12 protein-coding genes are annotated in these 14,948 nt (G+C 72.1%); 4 read left to right on the top strand and 8 right to left on the bottom strand.

Annotation, left to right across the window (positions count from 1 at the left end; all coding sequences use genetic code 11):
* The 3 genes from ACZ6JE_RS13385 to ACZ6JE_RS13375 form a co-directional block, all read right to left on the bottom strand.
* On the bottom strand, positions 1–447 hold a 447-nt coding region (locus ACZ6JE_RS13385; RefSeq protein WP_464319266.1), incomplete at its 3' end, for an SLBB domain-containing protein.
* Between the two features lie 107 nt (positions 448–554).
* Positions 555–3,185, bottom strand: coding sequence for a leucine--tRNA ligase (gene leuS, locus ACZ6JE_RS13380; protein WP_414655528.1), 2,631 nt, complete (start codon positions 3,183–3,185; stop codon positions 555–557).
* A gap of 147 nt (positions 3,186–3,332) precedes the next feature.
* The gene (locus ACZ6JE_RS13375; protein WP_464319265.1) at positions 3,333–4,724 is read right to left on the bottom strand and encodes an anthranilate synthase component I family protein; all 1,392 of its coding nucleotides are present in this window, start codon (positions 4,722–4,724) and stop codon (positions 3,333–3,335) included.
* 12 nt (positions 4,725–4,736) lie between these two features.
* Between ACZ6JE_RS13375 and ACZ6JE_RS13370 the strand changes: the two genes are divergently transcribed.
* A complete protein-coding gene (locus ACZ6JE_RS13370; RefSeq protein WP_464319264.1) occupies positions 4,737–5,627 on the top strand; it encodes an aminotransferase class IV in 891 nt (296 codons plus the stop codon).
* A gap of 48 nt (positions 5,628–5,675) precedes the next feature.
* Here the strand turns inward: ACZ6JE_RS13370 and cydC are convergent, their stop codons facing one another.
* Genes cydC through ACZ6JE_RS13350 form a run of 4 tightly spaced genes read right to left on the bottom strand, consistent with a single transcriptional unit; the run spans position 5,676 to position 11,521 of the window.
* On the bottom strand, positions 5,676–7,436 hold the full coding sequence (cydC, locus tag ACZ6JE_RS13365; protein ID WP_464319263.1) for a thiol reductant ABC exporter subunit CydC: 1,761 nt from the start codon (positions 7,434–7,436) through the stop codon (positions 5,676–5,678).
* The gene (cydD, locus tag ACZ6JE_RS13360; RefSeq protein ID WP_464319262.1) at positions 7,433–9,097 is read right to left on the bottom strand and encodes a thiol reductant ABC exporter subunit CydD; all 1,665 of its coding nucleotides are present in this window, start codon (positions 9,095–9,097) and stop codon (positions 7,433–7,435) included. The genes cydC and cydD overlap by 4 nt, the downstream gene beginning before the upstream one ends.
* Before the next feature lie 10 nt (positions 9,098–9,107).
* Positions 9,108–10,109 (bottom strand): cytochrome d ubiquinol oxidase subunit II, encoded by a 1,002-nt coding sequence (gene cydB / locus ACZ6JE_RS13355; RefSeq protein ID WP_243215595.1) that lies wholly within the window; start codon positions 10,107–10,109, stop codon positions 9,108–9,110.
* Positions 10,109–11,521: a cytochrome ubiquinol oxidase subunit I gene (locus tag ACZ6JE_RS13350; RefSeq protein ID WP_464319261.1), complete on the bottom strand. Its 1,413-nt coding sequence runs from the start codon at positions 11,519–11,521 to the stop codon at positions 10,109–10,111. The genes cydB and ACZ6JE_RS13350 overlap by 1 nt, the downstream gene beginning before the upstream one ends.
* Before the next feature lie 86 nt (positions 11,522–11,607).
* On the opposite strand from ACZ6JE_RS13350, the gene ACZ6JE_RS13345 reads away from it, so the two are divergent.
* The gene (locus ACZ6JE_RS13345) at positions 11,608–12,267 is read left to right on the top strand and encodes a DedA family protein (RefSeq protein ID WP_464319260.1); all 660 of its coding nucleotides are present in this window, start codon (positions 11,608–11,610) and stop codon (positions 12,265–12,267) included.
* A gap of 61 nt (positions 12,268–12,328) precedes the next feature.
* Here ACZ6JE_RS13345 and ACZ6JE_RS13340 read toward each other — a convergent pair whose 3' ends face one another.
* Complete coding sequence (locus ACZ6JE_RS13340) at positions 12,329–12,976, bottom strand: TetR/AcrR family transcriptional regulator (RefSeq protein ID WP_192057993.1); 648 nt, start codon at positions 12,974–12,976, stop codon at positions 12,329–12,331.
* Between the two features lie 147 nt (positions 12,977–13,123).
* Between ACZ6JE_RS13340 and ACZ6JE_RS13335 the strand changes: the two genes are divergently transcribed.
* Positions 13,124–13,846 (top strand): SOS response-associated peptidase, encoded by a 723-nt coding sequence (locus tag ACZ6JE_RS13335; RefSeq protein ID WP_320477981.1) that lies wholly within the window; start codon positions 13,124–13,126, stop codon positions 13,844–13,846.
* A gap of 17 nt (positions 13,847–13,863) precedes the next feature.
* Positions 13,864–14,907: an App1 family protein gene (locus tag ACZ6JE_RS13330; RefSeq protein WP_192057997.1), complete on the top strand. Its 1,044-nt coding sequence runs from the start codon at positions 13,864–13,866 to the stop codon at positions 14,905–14,907.
* Positions 14,908–14,948: the final 41 nt, after the last annotated feature.

Here is a 14,948-nt window from a genome sequence, read left to right as displayed (position 1 = left end):
GCCGTCCCCCACGTCCGCCGCGACCTCTCCCACCGCCGGCACCCGCAGCTGCTCGCCGTCGACGAGCGGTCGCGCCAGGTTGACCCCCGCCTGGTCGGCGCCGTCGGCGAACCCGCCGGCGGCGGCCACGACGTCGACGACCCTCGCCCCCGCCGCCAGCTCGTAGAGACCGGGCGAGACGACGGCGCCGTGCACGTGCACGAAGAGCGCGCCGCCCGCGTCGCCGGCCGACGCCCCCGCCCCGCCCGGCGCACCCGGCTCGGACGACGCATCGGTCGACGGAGGCGAGGTGATCGTGGTCGTCCCCGCGCCTCCTGCGGTCGAGAGGGCCGACACCACGACCGTCACGACCAGCGCGGCGAGCACGAGCACGACCGCCGCCCCGACCCCCGTCCGCCAACGCGGCCCCCGCGACGGATCGGGTGCGGTGCTGAACGAGACGGTCATGGCGGCACGCTACGAGCCGACCGGCGGCCCCTGCAGACGACGACGGCCGCCCTGGGGACACCAGGGCGGCCGTCGCGGTCGGGGAGGACTCATCCGCCCCCGGGAGGTCACTTCACCGCGATGTTCACCAGTCGCGGCGCGCGCACGATGACGTTCACGATCTCCTTCTCGCCGATCGAGCGCTGCACGGCGGCCGACGCGCGGGCCAGGGCCTCGAGCTCTTCCGAGGCGATCTTCGGCGACACCTCGAGGCGATCGCGCACCTTGCCGTTCACCTGCACGACGGCGGTGACGCTCGTCTCGACGAGCAGCGTCGGGTCGGCCTTCCGCCAGCCGTGCTTCGCGACGGAGACGCCGTCGTAGCCGAGCTTCTCCCACATCTCGGACGCCGTGTAGGGCGCGAACAGCGAGAGCCCCAGGGTCACGGTCTCGACGGCCTCGCGGACCGCCGGGTCGCCCGCACCGGCACCCGAGTCGACGACCTTGCGGATCGCGTTGACCAGCTCCATCAGGCGGGCGACGACGACGTTGAACTTGAACGCCTCGGTCAGCCCCGGAGCCTCGGCCAGGAACCGGTGCGTGACCCGGCGCAGCGCCTGGTCGCCGTCGGCCCAGACCACGTCGCGAGGGCTCGACACCTCGCCCGAGAGCCGGAACGCCCGGGCCAGGAACTTCGCCGAGCCGGCGGGCGAGACGTCCGCCCAGTCGATGTCGTCCTCCGGCGGGCCGGCGAACGCCATCGTCAGGCGGATCGCGTCGACGCCGTGCTTCTCGACCTCTTCGGAGAGCGTGACGAGGTTGCCCTTGCTCTTGCTCATCTTCGCGCCGTCTTGCAGCACCATGCCCTGGTTCAGCAGCGCGCTGAACGGCTCGGTGAAGTCGAGGTGACCGAGGTCGAACAGCACCTTCGTGATGAAGCGCGCGTAGAGCAGGTGCAGGATCGCGTGCTCGACGCCCCCGACGTACTGGTCGACGGGCGCCCAGCGGTTGACGACGGCGGGGTCGAAGGCGCGGTCGGCGTCGGTCGGGCTGAGGAACCGCAGGAAGTACCACGAGCTGTCGACGAAGGTGTCCATCGTGTCGGCGTCGCGCTTCGCCGGGGTGCCGTCGATCGGGTTCGGCACGTTCACCCAGTCGGTGGCCGCGCCGAGCGGCGAGCTGCCCTTGGGCTTCAGGTCGAGACCCTCGGTGGGCGGCAGCAGCACCGGCAGCTGGTCTTCGGGCACCGGGATCTCGGTGCCGTCGGCGCCGTGCACGATCGGGATGGGCGTGCCCCAGAAGCGCTGGCGCGAGATGAGCCAGTCGCGCAGACGGTAGGTCTTGGCGCCCTTGCCGGCGCCCGAGGCCTCGAGCAGCTCGATCACGCGCTTGATCGCGTTCGACTTGCTGAGCCCGGTCAGCGGACCGGAGTTCATCAGGCGGCCGTCGCCCGAGAGCGCGACCCCCGTCTCGCGCGGGTTCAGCTCGGGCAGGTCGTCGGGCAGGATCGCCTGACCGTCGGAGTCGAGCTCGAGCTTCGGGATGACACCCGTCACCGGGGCGTTCGTGTCGACGACGACGCGCACGGGCAGGTCGTACTCGATGGCGAAGTCGAGGTCGCGCTGGTCGTGGGCCGGCACGGCCATGACGGCGCCGTGCCCGTAGTCGGCCAGCACGTAGTCGGCGGCCCAGACCGGCATCGGGTCGCCGGTCAGCGGGTTGACCGCGACGCGCCCGAGGGGCACGCCGGTCTTGGGGCGGTCGGTCGACTGACGCTCGATCTCGGTCGTCTTCTGCACGGCCGTCAGGTACTCGGCGAAGCGCTGGCGCACGTCGTCCGTGGCGTCGGCCACGAGCTCGGCGGCGAGATCGGAGTCGGGGGCGACGACCATGAAGGTCGCGCCGTAGAGCGTGTCGGGTCGGGTGGTGAAGACCGTGACCCGCTCGTCACGCCCCTCGATCTCGAAGTGCACGTCGGCACCGACCGAGCGGCCGATCCAGTTGCGCTGCATGTTCAGCACCTTCGACGGCCAGCGGCCCTCGAGCTGGTTCAGGTCGTCGAGCAGACGGTCGGCGTAGTCGGTGATCTTGAAGTACCACTGCGTCAGCTTCTTCTTGACGACGACGGCGCCCGACCGCTCGCTCGTGCCGTCGGCCAGCACCTGCTCGTTCGCGAGCACGGTCTGGTCCACAGGGTCCCAGTTGACCCAGCTGTCCTTCCGGTAGGCGAGGCCCTTCTCGTACATCTTGAGGAACAGCCACTGGTTCCACTTGTAGTACTCGGGGTCGCTGGTGTGCAGCACGCGGTCCCAGTCGAACGACGGCGCGTAGAGCTTCATGCTCTGCTTCTGCTGCTCGATGTTCGCGTAGGTCCACTCGCGGGGGTCGACGCCGCGCTTGATGGCCGCGTTCTCGGCCGGCAGGCCGAAGCTGTCCCACCCGATCGGGTGCAGCACGTTGAAGCCCTGCTGACGCCAGTAGCGCGCGATCACGTCGCCGAGCGCGTAGCCCTCGGCGTGCCCCATGTGCAGGTCGCCCGACGGGTACGGGAACATGTCGAGGATGTACTTGCGCGGGCGCTTGTCGTCGGGGTCGACGGCGAACGGCTTCGCCTCCTCCCAGATGGCCTGCCACTTGCGCTGCAGACGCGCGACGTCGTACTCACGCTCCTCTTCGGGGCGGGGCGGACGCTCGCCGGCGGCGGTCTTCTCGGAAGGCGCGGTGTTGTCGTGCTCGTGTGCCACGGGACTCTCATTCATTCCTGGGGAGGGACGCACCTGCTGCAGCGCACGTCGACGTGCGGGCACGGCGACCCGACGATCTAGCGTAGATGACCGGCCCGCCGTCCGCCGAACCCGGATCCGCCGCCGGTGGCGGCACCCTTCGGCCGCCGTCGGAGGGGGAGCTCAGGAGGCGCGGGTCGGCCCGTCCGCCAGCACCGCCAGCAGGGCGGCCGCCTTCACCCCCACCTCGTCCCACTCGGCGCGGGGCACCGACGCCGACGTCACTCCCCCGCCGACCCCGACGGTCGCCGTTCCGACGCCGTCCGCCCCGGCCCGGTCGACGACGATCGAGCGGATCACCATGGCCAGCGAGACGGTGCCGTCGAGTCCGAACGTGCCGATCGCGCCCGAGTAGATCCCCCGGGGGCGCGCCTCCCACGCCGTCAGCAGTTCGACGGCCCGGCGCTTCGGCGCGCCGGTCATCGACCCCGCGGGGAACATCGAGGCGACGGCGTCGAGCCCCGTGAGCCCGGGTCGCAGGCGCCCGCGCACGGTGCTGACGAGCTGGTGCACCGCGGGGTACGAGTGCACGGCGAAGAGCTCGACGACCTCGACGCTGCCGGGGGCGCAGACGCGGGTCAGGTCGTTCCGCACGAGGTCGACGATCATCAGGTTCTCGGCGAGCTCCTTCTCGCTCGTCGCGAGCTCGTCGGACAGCTCCGCGTCGGCGAGCGCGTCGCGCCCCCGCGGGCGGGTGCCCTTGATCGGCGACGACGAGACCGTGCCGTCGGCCGAGACCTCGACGAACGCCTCGGGCGACGCGCCCAGCACCGAGGTCTCGCCGATCCGCACGAACGACGCGCGCGGGGCGGCCGACGTGCGTCGGAGGCGCCGGTAGACCGCCAGGTCGTCGACGGCTCCGTCGACCGCGACCCGGGTCGTGGGGCAGAGCACGTACGCCTCGCCGGCGACGATCGCCTCCTGGCAGCGGGCCACGAGCGCGAGGTACGACTCGGCGTCGTGATCCCAGCGGGGGTGCGTCGAGGAGGCGCGGTGCGGGGCGGTCTCGAGCCGCGCCTCCTCGGCCTCCAGGTCGTCCCACCGGGCGACGACGCCCTCGAGCCAGTCGGGCGCGGCGGTGCTGACCGCCTCGACCGTGCGGAGCGCGTGATCGAAGACGAGCGCCCGGTCGGTGCGGAGCAGGGCGAGATCAGGAGGCGCGGTGCCGTCGGCGCGTTCGCCCGCGTCGATCACGGGGTGCGCCCCGCGACCGAGTCCGCCGTCGCGGTCGAGCAGCCAGAGGCCGACCCCGTAGCCGAGCCAGCCGGCCCAGCCGAGCGGATCCGCGTCGGCTCTCGGCGCGGAGAGGTCGTCGTGCAGCGCCGACCAGACCGCGTCGAGGCGACCGCCGGACGCGGAGGCGGTCACGGCCTCGCCCCACGCCACCACCGATCGACCGGTCGCGGCGTCGAGCCCGGCGTCGATCCAGACCACGTCTCCCTCGGTCGCGAGACACGACACCACGAGTTCTGGGTCGCGCCACTCGAGCGGCGCACGGACCACCGGAGGACGCATAGCCTTGAGTGTATGAGCACCGCGACGACCCTCCTCTGGCGCGGCGGACTCCTCGAGCCCCTGCCCGACGCCCGACGGGGTGCCGACGGCGTCGATGAGGCCGACACCGGTGTGATCGAGCCGACGCTGCTGGTCGCAGACTCCTGGCTGGTCGACGAAGGTCGCGTCCGGGCCCTCGACGTGCACCGCGAGCGGTTCGCCGGGTCGGTGGACGCCGCGACGGCCGGGATGACCGGTCGGCCGACCCTGGACGACGTCGACGCGTTCTGGACGGCCGTGGTCGCCCGGCTGCCGCGCACGGGCCGGTGGTTCCCCCGGGTCGAGCTGGTGGCGGCCGGCGGCGTCGACGGGCGAGACGCGACCGGCGGGGCCGACTCGACCCGCGCCTCCTCGGTCGCCCTGCGACTGCGGCTGCGGCCCGCTCCCCCGGCGAGCGCGACCGTGGTGCTGGCGACGGCCACCCACGACCCGCGGATCAGCCCGCTCGTCAAGGGGCCCGATCTCATGGCGCTCGGCCGGGTGCGCGACGAGGCCCGCTCGCGGGGAGCCGACGAGGCGGTCGTCCTGAGCGGAGACGGCCACGTCGTCGACGGGGCGTGGAGCTCGATCGTCTGGTGGCGCGGCGACGCCCTCTGCCTGCCGTCCGACGATCTGCCGCGTCTGCCGGGCGTCACCGTGCGGACTCTGGCCACCCTCGCTGCGGTGATGGGCGTCGACGTGCTGCACGAGCACGCCCGACCCGACGAGCTGAGCGGCTTCGAGGTCTGGACCACGAGCGCTCTGCACGGGATCCGCATCGCGACCGGCTGGGTCGACGGCCCGTCGCCCGCCGAGCAGCCCGGTCGGCTGGCGCTCTGGCGGTCACGGCTCGACGCCCTGCGCCGTCCGCTGCCGTCGGTCTGACGGCGCCCCCTTCAGGCGCGAAGGCGATCAGGCACGGAGGCATGGAGCCTAGGAGGCGCGGGTCGCGTCGACGATCCGCCCCGCCTCGACCCGGACCCGCCGGGTCACGAGCGCGTCGTCGATCGGCACGTGCGAGATGAGCAGCACGGTCGTGCCTTCCTGCCGTGCCGTCGTGAGCACGTCGGCGACGAGACGCTCGGCCAGGTCGGCATCGAGCCCGGCCGTCGGCTCGTCGAGCACGAGCACCGGGAACCCGTGCAGCAGGGCCCTGGCCAGTGAGATCCGCTGCGCCTGACCGCCCGACACCAGGGCGCCGCGTTCACCAAGTCGGGCGTCGAGGCCGCCGCGGGCCCGCACCCAGTCGGCGAGGTCGACCCGGTCGAGCACGGCCCAGAGGTCGTCGTCTGTGGCGGAGTCCCGGGCGAAGAGCAGATTCTGGCGGACGGACTCGTCGAAGAGGTAGGGCGCCTGCTCGATCAGGCCCACGGTGGCCCGCACCCGGTCGGCCGGGACCGTCGACACGTCGACGCCGCCGACCTCGTAGCGACCCCGGTGGTCGAGGAACCTCGCCAGCACGGCGGCCAGCGTGCTCTTGCCCGCCCCGCTCGGTCCCTCGACGACGACGCGCTCGCCGACCCGGAGGTCGAGGTCGACGGTGTCGAGCGCCGGCGAGGTCGACCCGGGCCAGGCCGCCGACAGGGCGGCGAGGCGGAGGGCGGTGCCGCCCGCGGGCGGCAGCGGCAGCCGGGCCGAGGCCGCATCGACCACGTCGGCCCCGTCCGCCGCGGCGGAGTCGCCGGGCTCGGCGGGCTCCGCGGGCCCGGCGTCCCCCGGCACCTCGTCGACGACGACGCCCGCGGGGGCGACGGCCGGGACCGCCGACTCGAGGCGCTCCCCGCTGGCCCGCACCCGACGCCAGGCGAGCACGGCCGTCGGCACCGAGCCGACGACCTCGAACACGGCCAACGGCACCAGCGCGACCAGGGCGAAGGAGGGCCCCGACAGGTCGCCGCCCGCCACCGTCGGCGCCGCCACGACGATGGTCGCGAAGACGGTGGCGCCCGACAGCAGCGACATCAGCGCCGCGACCACCCCGGTCGAGGTGGCCCGACGGCGGGCGGCCCGCCGCAGGTCGTCGTCGAGCCGGGCGACCCGGTCGAGCTGACCGTCGAGGGCGTCGAAGGCCGTCAGCACGTCGAGGTTCTGCACGGTGTCGAGCACGGCGCCCGAGAGCGCGCCCCGGCGGTCGGCGAGCGCGCGTTCGCTGCGACGCGCCAGGGCGTCCGCCGCGGCGCAGCCGACGACGAAGGCGACGGCGAGCCCCGCGGCGAGCACGAGCGCCGCCCGTGGCGAGAAGAAGGCCACACCGGCGACGGACACGGCCGACGCGACACCGGACACGATCAGCGGCTGGACGACGCGGAGAGGGAGGTCCTGCAGCGCGTCGACGTCGCTGACCATCCGCGAGAGCAGATCGCCGCGGTCGGTGCCGCCGAGCCCCGCCGGAGCGATTCGCACGAGTCGGCGATAGAGCTCGGTCCGCACGACCGCGAGCTGACGGAAGGCGGCGTCGTGACTCGCCAACCGCTCGAGGTAGCGGAAGAACGCCCGCGCGAGGGCGAACGCGCGCACCCCCACCATCGACAGCGTGAGGAAGAGGATCGGCGGCTGCTCCGCGGCGTGCGTGATGAGGTGCGCCGACGCGGCGAGCAGCGCGATGGCGCTCAGGGCGCTCAGCACGCCGAAGACGATGCCGGACAGCGAGCGTCGCGCCGTCGGCTGGGCGGTGCGGAGCAGGGAGGTCGTCATGAGAGGGCGCTCCGGTCGAGGGCGGACAGGGTCACGACGGTGTCGGCCGCATCGCGGACGGCTGCCCGATGGGTCACGACGATCACGGCGACGCCCGAGCGCGCGATGTCGACCAGCCCGTCGATCATCCTGGTCTCGGTGACGGGGTCGAGCGCCGACGACGGCTCGTCGACGAGCAGCAGCCGGCCGCCGCGACGCCGCAGCCGGTAGACGGCCCGGGCCAGCGCGACCCGCTGCGCCTGCCCGCCGGAGAGTCCCGCGCCGCCCGCGCCCAGCTCGACCGCGGGGTCCATGCCCTGCCCCCCGGCGGCCGCGAGCGCCGCGAGCACGGCCTCGGGGTCGACCTCGTCGCCGAGTGCGATGTTGTCGGCGACGGTGCCCGAGACGAGCCCGGGGGTCTGCCCCGACCAGGCGATCTCGTGCGGGGCGGGGGCGCGGTCGGCATCCTGCCAGCGCGCCTCGCCCTCCGACGGCACCGCACCCCGGAGGGCGGCGAGCAGCGAGGTCTTCCCGGCGCCGCTCGGTCCGACGATCGCGACGAGGCTGCCCACGGGGGCGACGAACGACGTCGTCGGGGACGAGGGCGCGCCTCCTCGGTGCACGGAGACCTCGGAGACGACGAGGGCGTCGGTCGGACCGACGGCGACGACAGGGGTGGAGGCGCGGGCGGGGTCGGCGGCGCCGTCAACGGTGGTGGTCGTCTCCCGGTCGGCGTCGTCGAGCAGCTCGACGACCTCCGTCGCGGCGGCGACGCCGTCGGAGGCGGCGTGGAAGTTCGCCCCCACCTGCCGCAGCGGCAGGTAGGCCTCGGGGGCGAGCAGCAGCACGAACAGCGCGACGGGCAGCCCGAGCGACCCGTCGACGAGCCGGATGCCGATCGACACGGCCACGAGGGCGACGGAGAGCGAGGCGGCGAGCTCGAGTGCGAAGCCGCTGAGGAACGACACGCGGAGCACCGACATGGTCTGCGTCCGGTAGTCGTCGGTCAGTCGGCCGATGCGGGCGACCTGGCGTCGCTCGCGGCCGAAGACCTTGAGGGTCGACAGGCCGTTCACCGCGTCCAGGAACGACGAGGCGAGACCGGCGAGCCGATCCCACTGCCGGGCCTGGGCGGTGCGGGTGGTCCAGCCGATGAGCACCATGAACACGGGGATCAGCGGCAGGGTCAGGACGACGATGAGCGCGGAGAGCCAGTCGTTCGCACCCATCACGGCGACGATGAGCGGGGTGCTGAGCGCCGTGAGGATCAGCTGCGGCAGGTACTTGGCGAAGTAGTCGTCGAGGGCGTCGAGGCCCGGGCCGATCAGGGTGGCGAGCCGGGCCGAGTTCCGGCGTGCGAGCCACTCGTGGCCCCGGTCGGTGACGGCTCGGACGACGCGGCGGCGCAGTTGGCTCTTGACCACGGCGGCCGTCCGCGCGGCGACGGCCTCGAGCGCCCACGAGACGAGCGAGCGGGCGATCACGGCGATCGCCAGCCCGACGAGCGCCTCGGTGAGGGCGGGTGCGCCGCGGCCGTCGACGACGGCGACCACCGAGCGGGAGGCGGACCAGGCGACCGCGATGACGCACGCCGTCTGCACGACCCCGAGCACCGCCCCGATCACGAGGAACGTGCGGGCGGCGGCGGCGTAGCCGAGGAGGCGCGGGTCGAGCGGCTTCACGGTCGTGGGCTCACGAGGCGGCCGGGATCGTCGCGCGGCTGATCCTCTTGCGGAAGATCCAGTACGTGAACCCCTGGTAGCCGAGGATGAGCGGCACGAAGACGAGGGCGACCCAGCTCATCACGGTGAGGGTGTAGTCGGAGCTCGCCGCGTTCGCGATGGTGAGGCTGTTCGCGGGGTCGTTGCTGGCCGGCATGACGGCGGGGAACAGGGCGGCGAACAGGCTCGCCACGGCGAAGGCGATGGTCACGGCCATCAGGGCGAACGCCCGCCCCTCGCGCCCCCGGAGGTTGGCGGCGAACGAGGCGATGAGGGTCACCGCGGCCGCCGCGGAGAGCACGGCCGACGCGATCGTGCCGTGCATCAGCGTCGTGATCACCAGGAACGACGCGGCGACGACGATCGTGACCAGCCCGGCCCGCACCGCGAGTCGCCGTGCCCGCTCGCGGATCTCGCCCTCGGTCTTCAGCGAGACGAAGACGACGCCGTGGGTGAAGAAGAGCAGGAGGGTCGTGAGGCCGCCGAGCAGGGCGTAGGGGTTGAGCAGATCGGTCAGGCCGCCCGTGTAGTTGAACCCCTCGTCGAGCGGCACCCCGCGGACGACGTTGGCGAAGACGAGTCCCCAGACGAAGGCGGGCACGGCCGAGCCGACGGTGATCATCAGGTCGAAGCGGCGCTTCCAGGCGGCCTCGGGGCGCTGGTGGCGGTACTCGAACGAGACGCCGCGGGCGATGAGCGCCAGCAGGATCAGCAGCAGGAGCAGGTAGAAGCCGCTGAACAGGGTCGCGTACCACTCGGGGAACGCCGCGAACATGAACGCGCCGGCCACGATGACCCAGGTCTCGTTCAGATCCCAGACGGGGCCGATCGTGTTGATCAGCACCCGACGGTCGGTGTCGTCCCTGCCGAGGAACGGCAACGACATGCCCACGCCGAAGTCGAAGCCGTCGAGCACGAAGTAGCCGACGAAGAAGAACGCGAGCAGCAGGAACCAGAGGGTGGGGAGGTCCATCAGTACACCGTCGCTTCGTGGCGGATCTCGCCGGATTCGGGGTCGGGCACGGGCGCCTCGCCCGGCCCCTTCTGGGCGGCCTTGACGATCAGTCGGAACTCGACGACCGCGAGGCTGCCGTAGATGAGCGTGAACGCGATCAGCGAGATGAGCACGGTCAGACCGGTCACGTTGGGCGAGACGCCGTCCTCGGTCTTCAGCAGCCCGAAGACCAGCCAGGGCTGTCGTCCCATCTCGGTGAAGACCCAGCCGACGATCATCGCCATCAACGGGAGGGGGTACGACCAGACGGCCGCGCGCCACACCCAGCGGCTGACCGGGAGGCGGCCCTTGCGGGTCACCCAGAGGCCGACGAGGGAGATGAGGATGGCGACCATGCCGAGGCCCATCATCCAGCGGAACGACCAGTAGGTCACCCAGATGATCGGCGTGTAGTCGCCGGGGCCGTAGAGCTGCACGTACTGCGCCTGCAGGTCGTTGATGCCCTCGACCGTGCCGTCGAACGTGTGCGTCGACAGGAAGCTCAGGAGGTACGGGACCCGGATGCTGAACAGCTCGTGCACCCCGTCGGGCGTGCCGAGGGTGAAGATCGAGAACGAGGCGTCGGCACCGGTCGAGGTCTTGTAGAGCGCCTCGGCGGCCGCCATCTTCATCGGCTGGGTCTCGACCATGGCGAGGCCGAGCTGGTCACCGGTGAGGACGGTGAGGGCGCCGGCGGCGACCATCGTCCAGAGACCGAAGCGCAGCGCGGGCCGCATGGTCTCGAGGTTCTGGTTGCGCGAGAGGTGCCAGGCGGCCACCGCGACGATGACCGCGGCCGACACCATGAAGCAGGCGAAGATCGTGTGGGGGAACGCGGCGAGGGCGACCTTGTTGGTGAGGACCTCCCAGAGGCTGGTGAGCTCGGCCCGGCCCTTCTCCTCGTTGATCGCGTAACCGACGGGGTTCTGCATGAACGCGTTTGCGGCGATGATGAAGTAGGCCGACAGGATGCTGCCGACGGTGGCACCCCAGATGCTCGCCAGGTGCAGCTTCTTCGGGACCTTGTCCCAGCCGAAGATCCAGATGCCGATGAAGGTCGCCTCGAGGAAGAACGCGAGCAGACCCTCGAGGGCGAGCGGCGCCCCGAAGACGTCGCCGACGAACCTCGAGTAGTCGGACCAGTTCATGCCGAACTGGAACTCCTGCACGATTCCGGTCACGACGCCCATGGCGAAGTTGATCAGGAAGATCTTGCCGAAGAACCGGGTGAGCTGCAGATAGTGCAGCTTCCCGGTGCGCACCCATGCCGTCTGGAAGACCGCGACCGTGAAGGCCATGCCGATCGTCAGGGGCACGAAGAGGAAGTGGTAGATCGTCGTCAGACCGAACTGCCACCGCGAGAGGAGGAGCGGGTCGAGGAGGTCGTTCACAGAGACAGTATGCGTCCCCAATTACACAACAGGTGTCGCTTAGCGGTTCTGGTCGCTGCCGAACGGCTGTGAATAGGATCGAGCTCGTGAACGACCTCCTCGGCACCCTCCTCGACCTCGTCCAATCGGTCGATCCGGTGCTGCGGACCCTCCTCGCCGGTCTCGCCATGGTGCTCGAGACCTCGGTGCTGCTCGGACTCGTCGTGCCGGGCGACACCGTGGCGATCGTGTCGGCCACGGCGGTCGCGACGCCGTTCGAGTTCGTCGCGCTGGTGCTGGCGCTCGTGACCGGGGCTCTGATCGGCGAGAGCGTGGGGTTCGCGCTGGGTCGGCGCTTCGGCCCCGCGATCCGCCGCAGTGCGGTCGGGCGGCGCCTCGGCGAGCGCAACTGGGTCCGGGCCGAGAACTACCTGGCGCGTCGCGGCGGGGTCGCCGTGTTCGTCTCGCGCTTCTTACCGGTGCTGCATTCGCTCATCCCGCTGACGGTCGGGATGAGCCCGATGCGCTACCGGACGTTCCTGGCCTGGACGGCCCCGGCGTGCATCCTGTGGTCGACGGCGTACGTCTCGGTCGGTGCCGCCGCCGCGGGCGGCTACCGGGAGATCGCCGACCGGCTGCACTGGGCCGGCTACCTCTTCGTCGCGGTGATCGTCGTCTTCGGCGTGGTCGTGGTCGTCGTCAAGAGGATCGTGCACGCTCGGGAGGAGCGGCACATGTCCGCCCCCGACGACGCCCCCTCGGAATGACCGCCCGCGGCGAGCGCCCGGAGTCAGCGCCCGGAGCGACCGATCAGGGTGACCGCTCGGATCAGCGGACGGCGAGCACCGGCTCGAGGTAGGCCACGACGACGCGTCGGCACTCGTCGATGAAGCGCGGGTCGCCGTCGCCGCCGGACACGAACGCCCGGGCGAGGAGGGAGTTGCCGATCTCGACGACGACCTCGACCGCCAGCTCGGTCTCGGCGTCGCGGACGACCCCGAAGCGGTCGACCAGCAGACTCGTGATTCGATCGGCCAGAGGGCTGCCCGCGGGCGCCTCGTGCGGCGCGCCGAGGTCGGGAGCGTCGCCGAACCTGATGGCGCGGAACCCGGGCTCGTCGCGGTACATCTCGGCCTTGGCGTCGATGAGCGCCTCGATGGCACGACGCCAGTCGACGATGTCGGGGTCGGCCACCCGCTCGGCGACCGTCGCCGTGAGGCGCTGGATGCAGCGGAGTGCGAGGGCGTCGACCACGGCGATGCGGTCGGGGAAGTACCGGTAGACGGTGCCGATCGAGGCGCCCGCGCGCTCGGCGACCATGGCGGTGGTCAGGCGCTCGTAACCGATCTCGTCGATGATCGACGCCGCGGCGTCGAGCAGCCCCGTGAGGCGCGCGGAGCTCCGGGCCTGGACCGGCTCGTTCCTGAGCAGTGATGATCCCCCGGGCAGTGCTTCTGTGACCTCGGTGGCGAGCAACGGTTCTCCTTCTGCGATTCGCGACGTCGTCGCGACATGGTGCTGGACGTCGATCGAGGGCGCCGCGGGCGCGGTGCGCACCGACCTCGTGCACCGTTCCGCCCGTCGGTGGCGGCCGATGTCGGTGCGAGCCGGGAGAATGGACGCATGTGCGGACGATTCGTGATGGCTCGCGCCTCGAGCGACCTGGTGGCCCTGTTCGACGTTGATGTATCAGGAGACACTCTCCCAGATCCTTCCTGGAATATCGCTCCGACCCGCCCGGTGAATCTGCTGGTCGACGCCGCCCCCCGCGGCGCCGACGCCGGCGGCCCGCCTGTGCGGCGGCTCGCGGCGGCCCGATGGGGACTCGTGCCCGGCGGGTCGAACGGACCCGAGGGCGCCCCGGTGTTCAACGCCCGATCGGAGACGGCGGCCGAGAAGCCGATGTTCCGCGACGCGGTGGCGGCCCGCCGCGGGCTGGTGCCGGCCACCGGCTACTACGAATGGACGACCGACCCCGCGGGCGTCAAGCACCCCCATCTGGTGCGCCTCCCCGACGACGAGGTCATGCTCTTCGCCGCGCTGTACGAGTGGTGGCGCGACCCGCGGGCGGCACCGGACGCACCGTCCCGGTGGCTGCTGTCGACGACGATCCTGACCCGCGCCTCCTCGGGGCCGCTCGAGACCCTGCACGACCGGATGCCGGTCTTCGTGGGGGCCGACGTGATGGACGACTGGCTCGATCCAGAGACCGAGGGCGACGACGATCTCGTGCAGGGGGTCGCGGGGCTCGCACCCGAGATCGCGGACCGCATGTCGTTCCACGAGGTCTCGTCCGAGGTCGGCTCGGTGTCGTCCGACTCCCCCGCCCTCGTCGAACCGGTCTGACGTGACAGGATGGGCGCATGCCCGACACCCGTAGACCGGCACCGGCCGGAGTCGAGCCGCTGCTGCACCGCGCCGCCCGCATCGAGAACTCGGTCCACCGGTTCCGCGAGAAGCGCGCCCGCAAGCGGGGCCTCCTCCCGACAGTCGTCCCTTACACGGGCTACGGCTCGTCCGGCTGGGCCCGCGTGCTGTCGCGGGTGCTGCTGACCCGCAAGGGAACCCTCGAGGGGATCGACCGGGCGAACGTGCGCGGTTGGCGCAGCTTCACCAGCGTGCCTGTCGAGAAGGCCAGGGTCGACGTCGTGCTCGGCGGGCGCACGCACCACCTGACGACCGACCGCGGCGGCGTGCTCGACGTACGGGTCGAGGTCGACCTCGAACCGGGCTGGCACGTCGCCACCGTCAGCTGCGAGGGCTCGCTGCCCGTCGACGCCCCGGTCTACGTGATCGACCCCGACGTGCGGTTCGGCGTCGTGTCGGACATCGACGACACGGTCATGGTGACATCGCTGCCCCGGCCCTTCCTGGCCGCCTGGAACACGTTCGTCCTGAACGAGCACGCCAGACGCCCCGTGCCCGGCATGTCGGTGCTCTACGAGCGACTGCAGCGCACGGCTGGCGGCTGCCCGGTGATCTACCTCTCGACCGGCGCCTGGAACGTCGCCCCCACCCTCTCGCGGTTCCTCTCGCGCAACCTCTACCCGAGCGGTCCGCTGCTGCTGACCGACTGGGGCCCGACGCACGACCGCTTCTTCCGCAGCGGACGCGAGCACAAGCACGCGTCGCTCGACCGGCTGGCGAAGGAGTTCCCGCACATGCGCTGGCTGCTGGTGGGCGACGACGGCCAGCACGACGAAGAGCTCTACGGGCGGTTCCTGCACGAGCACCCCGACTCGGTCGCCGCCGTGGCGATCCGCCAGCTGTCGCCCAGCGAGGCCGTCCTCGCGGGTGGCCGGTCGACGCGCTCCGAGCACGCCCAGGGCAGCGACACCCCCTGGGTGTCCGCCCCCGACGGCGCGGGCCTCTGGGATCAGCTCGCCGACGCCGGCGTCGTCGAGTGATGGCGTAGCAGCCTCTCGATCCTCCCTCTCGCGGGTCGGAT

The sequence above is a fragment of the Frigoribacterium sp. AC759 genome, from assembly GCF_979256015.1.
This window is presented reverse-complemented; position numbering and strand designations above follow the sequence as displayed.

Excerpts from the sequence above, each read along its gene's own strand:
- ACZ6JE_RS13330 (WP_192057997.1), top strand. The coding sequence starts at position 13,864 with ATGCCCGACACCCGTAGACCGGCACCGGCCGGAGTCGAGCCGCTGCTG.
- cydB (WP_243215595.1), bottom strand. The coding sequence starts at position 10,109 with ATGGACCTCCCCACCCTCTGGTTCCTGCTGCTCGCGTTCTTCTTCGTC.
- ACZ6JE_RS13370 (WP_464319264.1), top strand. The coding sequence starts at position 4,737 with ATGAGCACCGCGACGACCCTCCTCTGGCGCGGCGGACTCCTCGAGCCC.
- ACZ6JE_RS13335 (WP_320477981.1), top strand. The coding sequence starts at position 13,124 with ATGTGCGGACGATTCGTGATGGCTCGCGCCTCGAGCGACCTGGTGGCC.
- cydC (WP_464319263.1), bottom strand. The coding sequence starts at position 7,436 with ATGACGACCTCCCTGCTCCGCACCGCCCAGCCGACGGCGCGACGCTCG.
- ACZ6JE_RS13375 (WP_464319265.1), bottom strand. The coding sequence starts at position 4,724 with ATGCGTCCTCCGGTGGTCCGTGCGCCGCTCGAGTGGCGCGACCCAGAA.
- leuS (WP_414655528.1), bottom strand. The coding sequence starts at position 3,185 with ATGAATGAGAGTCCCGTGGCACACGAGCACGACAACACCGCGCCTTCC.